Source organism: Rhodococcus sp. 06-418-5 (genome assembly GCF_002258285.1).
GTDB lineage: Bacteria > Actinomycetota > Actinomycetes > Mycobacteriales > Mycobacteriaceae > Rhodococcoides.
Map to the genome: position 1 here is coordinate 684,187 of NZ_NOYE01000037.1, position 12,427 is coordinate 696,613.

General features: G+C 64.4%; 14 protein-coding genes. 10 read left to right on the forward strand and 4 right to left on the reverse strand.

Going from position 1 to position 12,427, the window contains the following annotated elements:
• Positions 1 to 36: 36 nt before the first annotated feature.
• Positions 37 to 630: a TetR/AcrR family transcriptional regulator gene (locus CH274_RS28555; protein ID WP_032397175.1), complete on the reverse strand. Its 594-nt coding sequence runs from the start codon at positions 628 to 630 to the stop codon at positions 37 to 39.
• Between the two features lie 156 nt (positions 631 to 786).
• On the opposite strand from CH274_RS28555, the gene CH274_RS28560 reads away from it, so the two are divergent.
• Genes CH274_RS28560 through CH274_RS28570 form a run of 3 tightly spaced genes read left to right on the forward strand, consistent with a single transcriptional unit; the run spans position 787 to position 4,732 of the window.
• Positions 787 to 3,060: a putative bifunctional diguanylate cyclase/phosphodiesterase gene (locus CH274_RS28560; RefSeq protein ID WP_094659561.1), complete on the forward strand. Its 2,274-nt coding sequence runs from the start codon at positions 787 to 789 to the stop codon at positions 3,058 to 3,060.
• Between the two features lie 11 nt (positions 3,061 to 3,071).
• Positions 3,072 to 3,692: a 5,6-dimethylbenzimidazole synthase gene (gene bluB, locus CH274_RS28565; RefSeq protein ID WP_179273151.1), complete on the forward strand. Its 621-nt coding sequence runs from the start codon at positions 3,072 to 3,074 to the stop codon at positions 3,690 to 3,692.
• On the forward strand, positions 3,689 to 4,732 hold the full coding sequence (locus CH274_RS28570; protein ID WP_256993722.1) for a hypothetical protein: 1,044 nt from the start codon (positions 3,689 to 3,691) through the stop codon (positions 4,730 to 4,732). Before bluB ends, CH274_RS28570 begins: the two co-directional genes overlap by 4 nt.
• A 3-nt stretch (positions 4,733 to 4,735) precedes the next feature.
• Here CH274_RS28570 and CH274_RS28575 read toward each other — a convergent pair whose 3' ends face one another.
• The 3 genes from CH274_RS28575 to CH274_RS28585 form a co-directional block, all read right to left on the reverse strand.
• Complete coding sequence (locus CH274_RS28575; protein ID WP_094659563.1) at positions 4,736 to 5,248, reverse strand: DUF427 domain-containing protein; 513 nt, start codon at positions 5,246 to 5,248, stop codon at positions 4,736 to 4,738.
• Between the two features lie 22 nt (positions 5,249 to 5,270).
• A complete protein-coding gene (locus CH274_RS28580; RefSeq protein ID WP_094659564.1) occupies positions 5,271 to 5,990 on the reverse strand; it encodes a DUF2637 domain-containing protein in 720 nt (239 codons plus the stop codon).
• A gap of 200 nt (positions 5,991 to 6,190) precedes the next feature.
• Entirely contained in the window at positions 6,191 to 6,493 is a 303-nt protein-coding gene (locus tag CH274_RS28585) for a WhiB family transcriptional regulator (RefSeq protein ID WP_032397411.1), read from the reverse strand.
• A 236-nt stretch (positions 6,494 to 6,729) separates the two neighbouring features.
• Between CH274_RS28585 and CH274_RS28590 the strand changes: the two genes are divergently transcribed.
• From CH274_RS28590 to CH274_RS28620, 7 genes are all read left to right on the forward strand, one after another.
• Positions 6,730 to 7,110, forward strand: a complete 381-nt coding sequence (locus CH274_RS28590) for an ArsR/SmtB family transcription factor (protein WP_094659565.1) — start codon at positions 6,730 to 6,732, stop codon at positions 7,108 to 7,110.
• Between the two features lie 39 nt (positions 7,111 to 7,149).
• Positions 7,150 to 8,541, forward strand: a complete 1,392-nt coding sequence (locus CH274_RS28595) for an ABC transporter substrate-binding protein (protein ID WP_094659566.1) — start codon at positions 7,150 to 7,152, stop codon at positions 8,539 to 8,541.
• 355 nt (positions 8,542 to 8,896) lie between these two features.
• A complete protein-coding gene (locus CH274_RS28600; protein WP_094659567.1) occupies positions 8,897 to 10,453 on the forward strand; it encodes an amidase in 1,557 nt (518 codons plus the stop codon).
• Between the two features lie 33 nt (positions 10,454 to 10,486).
• Positions 10,487 to 11,194 (forward strand): nitrile hydratase subunit beta, encoded by a 708-nt coding sequence (gene nthB / locus CH274_RS28605; protein WP_094659568.1) that lies wholly within the window; start codon positions 10,487 to 10,489, stop codon positions 11,192 to 11,194.
• Positions 11,191 to 11,793, forward strand: coding sequence for a nitrile hydratase subunit alpha (nthA, locus tag CH274_RS28610; protein WP_094659569.1), 603 nt, complete (start codon positions 11,191 to 11,193; stop codon positions 11,791 to 11,793). The genes nthB and nthA overlap by 4 nt, the downstream gene beginning before the upstream one ends.
• Positions 11,790 to 12,218: a nitrile hydratase accessory protein gene (locus tag CH274_RS28615; protein WP_254924247.1), complete on the forward strand. Its 429-nt coding sequence runs from the start codon at positions 11,790 to 11,792 to the stop codon at positions 12,216 to 12,218. The genes nthA and CH274_RS28615 overlap by 4 nt, the downstream gene beginning before the upstream one ends.
• A 44-nt stretch (positions 12,219 to 12,262) precedes the next feature.
• The coding region (locus CH274_RS28620; RefSeq protein WP_373453956.1) for a CbtB domain-containing protein at positions 12,263 to 12,427 on the forward strand (165 nt) is incomplete at its 3' end.

The window sequence follows — 12,427 nt, forward strand, 5'->3', positions numbered from 1 at the left end:
CGCAGGCAACGTAACTCCGACCGAACAGGCTCGCGATCAGCGAGTCTCCGAGCGTAGGGCCGGCAGAATGACCTCGTCGATGATTCGGGTTCGGTATTCCGAATCCAAAGGCTTGGCATCGGTCAATGGCCCCGTCATGATCGCGCTGAAAACCATGTATTGCAGAAAATCGGCAGCGGGCGGTCTGGTCGACAATTCCCCCCGCTCCACCGCACGCATGACGACCGATTCGAGGAATCGAGCCTCGGGTTCGAGGAACGTTCTCCGCACCGCTGCCGCCAACTGTTCGTCGACCATCACCGCATGGTGGATCGCCGCAGCGAAACGTTGATCGTGCTCCGCCCCCTCGGACACCCGGTGCATCAGCTCGAGCAGATCTCCACGAAGGTCGCCGGTATCGATGCCGACGAACGGCGGGGGGCCCACCGATTCGATGGCAGCGACCACCAGCTCGGCCTTGCTCGACCACCTCCGATAGAGGGTGGCTTTGCTGCACTGCGCTCGTTCGGCAACCAGGTCCATCGACAGCGAGTCGTAACCGACCTCCCCGAGGCAGAGCAGCGCAGCGTCGAGAAACTCGCCCTCACGCTCCACACTCACCCTCGACCGACGTGGGGCGTCGCCGTTCATCCGTGCCCCCTTATCGAATCGAAACAGTTTCGTACCGATAATTGATCGTAGCGCTGAGGCATACTTCTGTCACGGGACGCGAGTGCAGGTGACCTACATCACGTCAGTGTGACATTGTTGAAGCCGTCGGATCGGCGTGAACGGCTGGAGAAAATCGTGACGGCCTGGTGGCGGTGGTACGCAGCGCTCGGCGCAGTCGGCTGCGTCGTCTACTTCCTCGTCCCCACGATCGTCTGGGCTCAGTCGGTCTTCGTACTCGTCGGAGCGTCCGCCGTCGCTGCCACCGTGATCGGTACCAGGATGCACCGGCCCGCCAACCGCAGAGCCTGGCTGGCCATCGCCACCGGAACCGCACTGTGGGTGCTCGGCGACATCGTGTTCGAGTGGATCCACGTCACTCGCGGCAGCGTGCCGTATCCCTCGATCGCCGATGCGCTGTACCTCGTCGGCTATCCGATCTACGGTTTCGGCCTGTTTCTGCTGGCCCGCCACAAGTGGCGGGCCAGTGAGCGTGGGCATGTCGCCAACAGTGCCATCATCATGGTGGCCTTCGGACTGCTCACCTGGGTCTTCGCCGTCCAGCCGACGCTCGGCGCGGAAGGAATCTCCGGATTGGGCGGACTCGTCGACGTCGCGTACCCCGCGATGGACATCTTTCTGCTCGGACTGTTGGCCCACTTCGTCGGATCACGGCAATGGCGAGCCCTGTCCTACCGACTGCTCACCTGCGCCGTGTTGTTGCTCGTCGTCACCGACACCGTCAACAACTTCGCGATCATGCCCGCGTCCTCGTCCCAGCGGTCGCTGTTCGACGTCGGATGGACCCTGTCCTACGTCCTGATCGGCGTCGCCGCCCTGCACCCGTCGATGCGCCGCATCACCAACCCGAACATCGAATCCGACGCCCATCTGATGGCGTCGTTCACCACCCCCACTGTCGTCGTGCTCACTGCGGCCACATTGACCGCACCGATCGTCATGTTCATCGAAGTCGTTCGCGACGAACCGATCGAGCAGTGGGGTTGGGCAGTTCTGCTCTGTGCCGGAGCGTTGGTGATCCTGGTGGTGTTTCGCATCACCGATCTGTTGCGGTTGCTGCACACTCAAACGGTGCAGTTGCGTGCAGTCGCCGACACCGATCACCTCACCGGGTTGGCCAACTTGCGCGCCCTGGAACATCAGGTCTGGAGCAATGCCGGCGGATCGACATTGCTGACCGTCGATATCGATCGTTTCAAAGAGATCAACGACACGTTCGGGCGCGGCCTGGGCGACCGGGTTCTCGTGGTGGTCGCCGACCGCCTACGAAGTATCGTTGACGACTCGATTCTGTTGGCACGCTTGGCCGGTGACGAGTTCGCGCTGTGCGGGCCGGCGGAATCGATGGACCCGGCCGCGTTGGCCGAGGAGGTTCAACAGCAATTCGCCACGCCTTTCGAGGTGGAGAACATGACTCTGCTGATCGAGGCGAGCGTCGGTGTCGCGTCCAATTCTCCGGCTACCGAGGGCGACGAGGAGACCACACCGGATCGCCTCGTGCAGCGCGCCGACCTCGCCGTCCAGACGGCGAAAGCCGCTCAGTCGCGCGTTGCGTACTACGACCGATCGATGGACCGGGACAAGAGCGAGCAACTCATCATGCTCGGCGAGCTCACCACAGCACTCGAATCGGACCAGCTGCGGCTGCACTACCAGCCTCAGGTCGACCTCAGGACGATGAGCGTCGTCGGCGTGGAAGCACTGCTGCGGTGGCATCACCCGAACGGCAACGTTCTGTCCCCCAGCGCATTCCTGCCCACCGCCGAACGTACCGGACTGATCCGGCCGCTGACGAACTACGTTCTCACGCACGCCCTCGCCCAACGCAGGCAATGGCTGGCCGACGGTCTCGACCTGAGCATCGCTGTGAACATCTCGACTCGAAATCTGTTCGACGACACCTTGATCGAGCAAGTGTGCACGGCGCTGACCGAATTCGACTGCCCTCCATGGCGATTGACGGTGGAAGTGACCGAGACCTCGGCGATGACCGACCCGGTGGGCGCGACGGAGAAGCTGTCGATTCTGCACGCGATGGGTGTGCAGGTCGCCATCGACGACTACGGCACGGGCTACAGCTCACTTGCCTACATCGAGCGGTTGCCGGTCCAGGAGTTGAAGATCGATCGCGCCTTCATCGCCGGCATGGCCCACAATCCCGCACACGCCGCCATCGTGCGCTCGACCGTCGAACTGGCCCGTACTCTGGGATTGTCGGTGACGGCAGAGGGCGTGGAGGACGAGATGACGATGACGGCGTTGCGTGAGCTCCGGTGCGGTCGGGCACAAGGTTTCCACCTCGGCCGGCCCACCTCGGCAGATCGACTGCCCGCCCTCGTCGCCGAGCTCGACGAACGTCTGAGAAGTGTTACAGGAGAACGGATATCATGACCGAGGCAGCCCTGTCGGTGTATGCAGCCATTCGATCTCGCCGCGACGTTCGCGCCGAGTTCGACGGAACCGTCGTCGACGACGAGACGCTGCGCCGCATCCTCGGTGCCGCGCATCAGGCCCCGAGCGTCGGCAACACCCAACCCTGGGACTTCGTGATCGTCCGCAAGCCCGATACCCTGAGCGCCTTCGCCGCCCACGTGGCCGGCTGCCGACAGGACTTCGCGGACAAGCTCGATGCCGAACGCCGAAAGACGTTCGACCCCATCCGTATCGAGGGAATCGAGACGAGCGGAACCGGGGTGGTGGTCACCTACGATCCGGGCCGTGGAGGTCGGCACGTCCTCGGCCGCGACACCGTTGACGACACCGGATTGTTCTCCGCCGTACTGGCCATCGAAAATCTCTGGCTCGCAGCGATAGCCGAGAACGTCGGCGTCGGATGGGTCTCCTTCTACGACGAGGCTTATCTCACCGAACTGCTCGACATCCCCGCACCGGTTCGCCCCATCGCGTGGCTGTGTGTGGGTCCGGTCGAATCGTTCCAGGAGGTTCCCGATCTGGAGCGCTTCGGGTGGCGCACCCGCCGTCCTCTGGACGACGCCCTGCACTTCGAGCAGTACCGCCGATGATGCGGGCACGCCTGGTGACGGTTGCGGCCGCGCTCCTGTTGGTGACCGGCTGCTCTGCCGACACTGTCAACGAAACCGCTCCTCCCGCAACGACTCCGGCGGCCGAGCCGGCACAGGCCCCGGACTCGGCCGACCCGATCGGAACCGTCGTCGCCCTTCCCGGTGCTCCCGAGGGTGTCGTGGTCGGCTCGTCCGGCATCGCAGCTGCCGGGGTACGTGAGCCCGATGGCGTGGTGCTGTTCGATGCGGCCACCGGTGTCGTGCGCCAGATGGTCGCGACGACGGGTGCACCGCGCCATCTCTCGCTCGCAGGTCCCGACGGCCCGGTGTTGGTTCCGCTCGAAGGCAGTGACGAACTGCTCGAGATCTCACTCGACGACGGCGCGATCCTGTCGACCGCCACGGGGGTGGGCCGTCAACCACACGACGCCGTGCAGACCTCCGACGGCACCATCGTGGCCACCAACGAAATGGGTGGCGGAGTGATCTTCCTCCGCGACGGGTCGGTGGTGTCGGAGCTTCCGCCCGGGCCCGTCCAACCCGGTGGAGTCGCCGCTCTCGGTCCCTACGCTGCCGTCGCGGACGTGCAGGGCAACGGTGTGTGGGTCTACGACGGTGCGACGCGCCAGGAGGTGGCGCAGGCTCCGATCGGGGTCAAGCTCACGCACGCGGTGACGGTGAATCAGACGGTGGCCGGGTTCGCCGACACCGACGGCGGCACGGTCCTTCTCGCCTCGGTCGACACCGCCGGAGGCATTCGCCAGATCGCGTCGATCGATGCGCCCGGCAACCCCTACGGGCTCGCCGTCGATCCCGAACGCCGGCTGCTGTTCGTGACGCTGACAGCGTCGAATCTCCTGCGGGTGGTCGACGTGTCCGATCCAGCCGCTCCTCGGACTCTGGGCGACGTTCCGACGGTGACGCAGGCCAATTCCGTCGCCGTCGATCCGCGCACCGGGGACGTGCTGGTGACCGGTAGCGACCCCGGTGCGGCGAGTTCGATTCAGATCATCACCCGCGCAGAGTTGCCCGGCGGTTAGCCCTCACCACCCGTAGGAGCCGGGGATTCCCTTGAACGGCCCGACGACATCGTCGGTGATCCAGCCCTCGTAGAACCCGCCTTCCTGTGGTCGCACGGCCTCACCGTCGATCTCGCATTCGACGCGGCTCGGCGAGAAGGCCAGGTAGCCGGCGATGTCGATGAACCGTGGCGTCGGGTTCTCGTAACTCCACGCCGCCGCCGGTGCCACGGCGTCGCCTCCGTGCACATCCCAGTACGTCGCCGCACCCTTCCACTCGCAGTGCGTCGAGCGGGCGTCCGAGGGCGTCAGCGCACCCGGGACCACGTCCGAAGGTGAGATGTACCAGGTCGGTGGGTGGCTCGTCTCGAGCACTCGGTACGCGGCGGTGGTGCGGGCGATCACCTGACCGCCTAGACGGACGACCAGCGATCGGTTGGAGGACTCGAGCCGCGGTGGGCGGGGGTAATCCCACACCGACTCCTGGCCCGGCTTCGGCTTCTCGGGAACGACGGATCTCGGCAAGTTCTGACTCATCCTTCGATGGTGCCACCGGATGTCACGGAGCGTCGACGGGATAGAGATCGTCCACTCGTTCTTCGTCGAGAATCCATCGATCCACCTCGTCGAGCGGCTCGACCGTGCGCACCGAGGTGACGGGAGATTCGGGCACGGATTGCTCGACGCGGACCGGCTGGATGTGCTCCGGCTCGGGGTGGACCGGCTCGACGCGCTTCGTCGGCGCGGGTGCCGGCGTCTCGGGGGTGGTGAGTTCGGGCGCAGGCATCGCCGGTTCGGCTCTCGGTGCGAAGGCCACCTCGTCCACGACGGGTTGTTCGTCGGCGATGCCTGCGGTCTTCGGCAGTTCCGCCGGTACCCGAACGAGGATGCCGAGTCCGTGGGTCGCGGCCAACAGGCTCACCGGGGCGACGGTCGCAATGGCCGCCGACAGGGCCGGATGCAGCGTGCCGGCGTCGGAGATGAAGGCGTGCATGGCATTTGCGCCGATACTGACCAGAGCGGCCGTGATCAGCACGCCCCAGAAGAAGCGTCGACCACTGCGTTGATCCTCGAATTGAGCGAGCGCGATGACGGAGATGGTGGCCTGCAGGATGGTGCCGTCGACGATCACCGGCCACAGCCAGGACAGTGAGCGTGGAACGCCTGCCATCGTGGCGAGATCCCACAGTGCGGCGAAACTCAGCACGAACGACGCGATTCCGATGACGGTGGTGATGACGACCGCACTGACGAGCGTCGCACGCAGGACCTTGTTCATGAGTCGTCATGGAACACGAGACCACCGACAAGTTCGGTCGAGCCCGCGACGGTCAGGGCTCGAAGGCACCGCGAACCAGTCCTCGCACACGCGCGCGCGTTTGCCAGCAGCACGCGTAATTGCCATGTGCGCGTTGACAATTACGACCGCGTTCGGCACATGCGCGCGCGTCTGCAGCGCACCCGTATGCCCCGGCGGGATCAAGCGGTTCGGATGGCTCCGCGGTAGAAGTCGGCGCGATCGTGCGCGGACATTCCGCCCCACACGCCGTAGGGCTCGTTGGCCTCCAGTGCGTGCTGGCGACATTGTTCGAGTACCGGGCAGCGGCCGCAGACCTGCTTCGCGGACTTCTCGCGCGAGGTGCGGGCGCGACCTCGCTCGCCTTCGGGGTGGAAGAACACGGACGAGTCCAGTCCACGACACAGACCGTCGAGTTGCCAGTCCCAGACATCGGCGTTGGGAACGGGAAGTTGGACCGGCCTGGCGGGTGCGCCTCGCACCATGAGCTGTCTCCTCACTGAAAAGTGAACAAGCTCACTATCTCGCATTCGTCGTACTTTTACAAGTTCTTTTGTCCATTCGTAGTACTTAAAAGCAAGCGCGCTTGCTTGAAACACCCGTCGCCGACGCTCTCGGGCCGCGATCGGGAGCGACTGCACTGTCGACGCGTGCCTGGATGGGATATGTTGATGCCAATCGACCTATTCGGGTGCGACAGATATCGAGACAAGGACTTGCGATGGACGTCGGCGATCAGCAGAGCCGAGAACTGGTGTTCGCGGCGCTCGCCGACCAGGTCCGCCGCGAGATCCTCGACACCTTGGCCTCGCACGGTGAATGCAGTGCCGGATTCATCAGCGAACACATCTCCTCGGTGGGGCGGACCACGGTGTCGGCGCATCTGAAAGCACTCAAGATGTCGGGCGTGGTGGTGGAACGGCGCGCTGGACGTCACCGCTACTTCTCCGTCGACCCGGCAGGCCCCGCCAACGACGCTCTACGGTTTCTCCGCGACGTTCTCGAGCGTTCACTGGTTGCGGCGCAGACATCCAGCAGTTCGCCCAGTGCCCGCGACGCTGAGGACGATGCGTCGGAAACCCGGTCTCGCCGGCGCGCGTGAGCGCAGTTCGCCCGCAACTGTCGTGAACGCGGTGGCGTGATGGCCGACCTGTCCGTCACAGCACAGATCCACGTACCCCATCCGCCCCGGGTCGCGTATCAGCAGTTTCTCGATGGCGATCTCCTCGATCTCGAGTGCACACGCATGGTGGTGGGTGCTGCGGTGTCGGTGTCGTTGCCTGTCGGCGGTGCCGCGGGTGAGCCGATCACACTGCTCGGTCACGTGGCAGCGGTGCGGAGCGGCAAATCCGTTGCAGTGGTACACCATCAACCGTGGCGAGGTCGTTTGACGCTGCGATTTCACCCGGACGGTTCCGGCACACGCCTGGTGTTGGAATCGAGCGTGAACCAGGACGGCGTGGCATGGCTGGCGCACAAACGCGGTTATGGCCCACCCGAACCCCTACGTCCGGACCGACACCGAATCGGTCTGCTGGTGAGCAAATCCGGCTCCGCGGCCGTGTTCGCGCAGGCCACCGAAACACTGGCGCACCTGGCTGTGGACGACATCAATGCCGAAGGCGGGATACACGGACTACCCGTGGAGCTTCTGATCGGCGACGACGCCTCCGACTCGCGAGCGGGAGCTGCCGCCGCCCGCCGATTGCTTCGCAGTGGATGCCGGATCATCTTCGCATGCGTCACCTCTGCCACCTTCAACGCTGCGGCGTCGGCGTTGCAGAACACCGACGTCCTGGTGGTGCACACCGTGCTCAACGAAGGAGGGCGTCCCGATCCGGGAATAGTGCGGCTCGGTGAACGCCCGCTCGCGCAGGCACGTGCCGGCATCCCGGTACTGATGTCGGAAACTCGCTGTAGGACATGGTTCTTCGTCGGCCATCGTTACTCGTGGTCGTACGGCGCGCATTGGGCGGCGCGTCGCGTCGTCGCCGAGAACAACGGTTCGGTACTCGGGGACGCCTACCTTCCGCTGGGTACCGAAGACTTCTCCTCCACCATTGCCGCCATCGAGAATTCCGGGGCGGAACTGATCCTCTCCTCGCTGGTGGGCCACGACGAAGTCGTGTTCGAGCAACAGTGTTTCCACGCCGGCCTTCGATCCCGGACCCGCACGTTGGCCCTGGTGCTCGACGAAGCGACCCAACAATTGATCGGATCTTCGGCATCCGATGGGGTATGGGCGGCGTTCGCGTATTTCCAGGGCACCACCGATGAGCATCGCGAACTCGAAAAACGTTATGAGACACTGCAGCCCGGACCGAAGCCACCCATGAGTTCGCTGTCCGAGACCACGTACGAGGCCATCGTTGCGTACGGACGGACGATCGCAGCCTCGCACACCGAACTCGACCGCGAGACGCTGCGGCGTGGCCTCACCGTGCAGGCCGCCATGTCTCGCATGGACGGCCGAACTGCAGGGCCGTCCATCGTGCTCGCCGAATCGCGGCACGGCATCTTTCGACCGCGGTGAATCGGCAACTACGCACACCGAAGGTCGATATGTCGCTACTCATTGACGTATAGGTCCGCATCACCTACCGTCCAGTATGACGACCGACACACGGGGCTGCTTTCGGGTGCGCTCCGGTGAAGTGAACGCTTCGCACGTGACGACGAACAGCGTTCTGTCGCAGCACTTCACGCTGCTCCACCACCGGGTGATGTCCGCGCAACACAGATTTAACCAGTCAATATGTCGATACACATTGACGCATTGGAAGGACTGCTCTAGCGTCGTCGGAACCGAGTACCGATCACGTTCCGCGGCGCTGGTTCGTTCGACGATGCACACCCCAGCACGATCTGCCGCTTCGACAGGAGACGCCATGACAGTTTCACGCCCGAGCCCAGCTGCGATCGGTTCGGCCGCAGAGCATTACGGGATGACCCTGAGTACCGCCGATCGTGAGGAATTCGCGGGTCTCGTCGACGGAGCTCTCGGGTCCTACGACGTCGTGGACGACCTGTACGCGGCCATCGCACCCACCGCGCCCGACCGTGAACACCGCACTCCGTCCGCGCCCGAGAATCCGCTGGGCGCCTGGTATGTCACCACTTCCATCACCTCGGCCGAGGCCGCCGACGATCGCCTCGCCGGAAGACGAGTTGCCATCAAGGACAACGTCGCGGTGGCAGGAGTGCCGATGATGAACGGCTCTCGCACCCTCGAGGGTTTCGTGCCGACGCGGGACGCCACCGTCGTCACGCGTCTGCTGGCCGCGGGAGCCGAGATCGCAGGAAAGTCGGTATGTGAGGATCTGTGTTTCTCGGGCTCGAGCTTCACATCCGCGTCGGGGCCGGTGCGCAACCCGTGGGATACCTGCCGCGAAGCAGGTGGATCGTCGAGTGGCAGCGGCGCTTTGGTCGCACTCGGCGAGGTCGACATGGCCATCGGCGGTGACCAGGGCGGCTCCATCCGTATCCCCGCTTCGTTCTGTGGCGTGGTCGGACACAAGCCGACGTTCGGCCTGGTCCCCTACACGGGCGCATTCCCGATCGAGCGGACCATCGACCATGTCGGCCCGATCGCCCGCACGGTTGCCGACGCAGCGCTGATGCTGTCGGTGATCGCAGGTACCGACGGCAACGACCCGCGCCAACCCGACGAGACTCCCGCCGTCGACTACACCCACGGCCTCGACAACGGGGTCACCGGACTTCGAATCGGCATCGTCACAGAGGGTTTCGGCCACGAGTCGTCACAACCGGAGGTCGACTCGGCGGTCCGTGCGGCTGCGCTCCGCTTCACCGAAGCAGGCGCGGAGGTCGGCGAGGTGAGTATTCCGTGGCATCGACACGCATTCCACGTCTGGAACGTCATCGCCACCGACGGAGCCGCCTACCAGATGCTCGACGGCAACGGTTACGGCCTCAATGCCGGTGGCCTGTACGACCCGGAGCAGATGGCGTACTTCTCCGAACGACGAAGGACTCACGCCGACGAATTGTCGGAAACCGTCAAACTCGTTGCGCTGTGCGGCCATCACGGAACGACCACTCTGGGATCGGCCGCATACGGCAAAGCCCGCAATCTCGTGCCGACGGCCCGTGCCGCCTACGACACCGCGCTCGAGTCCTACGACGTGCTGGTCATGCCGACGCTGCCCTACACCGCGAACGAGTTGCCCGAGCCGGGTATCGACCGCGCCACCTACCTCACCAAGGCGCTCGGCATGGTGGTCAACGCGGCACCGCTGGACGTGACCGGCCACCCGGCACTGTCGGTTCCTGCAGGTCTGATCGACGGTCTACCGGTCGGAATGATGATCGTCGGCAAGCACTTCGACGACGCCACCGTGCTGCGCGTCGGGCACGCGTTCGAGCAACTCGTGGGCGGATTTCCGACGCCCGATGCCGCGGGAGACCGCGTTGCACTCGCATAGCCCTGACACCCCCACACAACGAAGGAGAATCACGTGAACGGAGTTTTCGATCTCGGCGGTACCGACGGAATCGGTACCGTTGTCGTCCCCGAGAACGAACCGGTTTTTCGAGCGGAGTGGGAGAAGGTCGCTTTCGGCATGTTCTCCATGTGCTTCCGTGGTGGGTTCTTCGGCGTCGACCAATTTCGCTTCGGAATGGAACAGATCGATCCTGCGGTCTATCTGAAATCGCCGTACTACGAACATTGGATCCACACCGTCGAGTACCACGGCGAGCGCACCGGGAAGCTCGATCTCGACGAGCTCGACCGCAGAACCGAGTTCTTCCTGAAGAACCCCGAGGCTCCCCTGCCCGAGCATGCCGATGATCCCGAACTCCTGGCCTTCATCGAAGCCGTCGTGCCCGCGGGCGCACCGGCCAAGAGGGAAAGCGACAAAGTTGCACGCTTCGCGGTCGGCGACACGGTCCGTGTGCTTCGAGGCTCACCCCGTGGACATACCCGCAAGGCTCGGTACATCCGCGGTGCAACGGGGAAAGTCGTGCTGGCACATGGCACTTTCATCTATCCCGACACGGCGGGGAACAACCTCGGTGACTGCCCCGAGCACGTCTACACAGTCCGCTTCGAAGCCGACGAACTGTGGGGCGAGGAGACCGCGGATGCCAATCAGGCCGTGTACTTCGACGTCTGGGACCCCTACATCGAACTCGTGAAAACCGAAGGAGCGCAAGCAGTATGAGTGGACTGATTCGTAGCCAGGAGGAGATCGCTGCACGCGTCAAGGCCTTGGAGTCGATGCTGATCGAGAAGGGCATCATGACCACCCAGGCCATCGACCGTCTCGTCGAGATCTACGAGAACGAGGTGGGACCGCAATTGGGGGCCAAGGTCGTCGCCAAAGCCTGGTCCGACCCGGAGTTCAAGGCCCGGCTGCTTGCCGACGCGACCGGCGCATGCGCCGAACTCGGAATCGGCGGATTGCAGGGCGAGGACATGGTGGTCGTGGAAGACACCGCCGACGTGCACAACGTGATCGTCTGCACCCTGTGTTCCTGCTACCCGTGGCCGGTGCTGGGGTTGCCACCGAACTGGTACAAGGAGCCCCAGTACCGGGCGGCGATCGTGCGCGAGCCACGCAAGGTTCTGGCGGAGAGCTTCGGCTACGCGGTGTCCGACGACGTCGAGATTCGCGTCTGGGATTCGAGCAGTGAGATGCGGTACTGGGTTCTTCCTGCGCGGCCCGCGGGCACCGACGGCTGGACCGAAGACCAGCTCGCCGAGTTGGTCAGCCGCGACAGCATGATCGGTGTCGGACCCACGGCCGAGGCCACCTCGTGACCGCGTCGGCAATTCGTTCGGATGCAACCGAATTGGGAGATGCGCGTCGTCGAGTGGAAAAGCTCGTCTGCAGCCTCCCCGAGGTTCCCGGCGGTGATACGGCGTTCACGCAACCCTGGGAGATACGCGCATTCGCGATGGCCGTCGCGGCCTACGATGCCCGCCAGTTCGAGTGGGCGGAATTCCAGCTCTCGCTGATCGAGTCGATCAAGTCGTGGGAGGAACGACACGATCCGTCCGAACAATCACCGTGGTCGTACTACGAACACTGGCTCACCGCACTGGAATCGCGCCTCGCGGGTAGCGGGTTGCTCAGCGACGCGGTTCTCGACGCACGAACCAAGGCAGTGCTCGCAACGCCACCCGATCGGGACCACCACAAGGCTCATCTCGAACCCGTGAGCATCGATCCGGCCCGAACCTGAACTCTCGAACACCATCACCGAAAGCGGTACACACCATGACCACAATGTCAGCAGCACCCGACACCGCCCTGCAGAAGATCGCGGCCTCGACCGTGATGATCGCTGCAGTCCTGCTCGCTTTCGTCGTGCTCTACCTCGTCGGTTTCGATCAGGGCGCGATCTCCCGCAGTGGCATGTACATGCACGAACTGATGCACGACGGCCGCCAC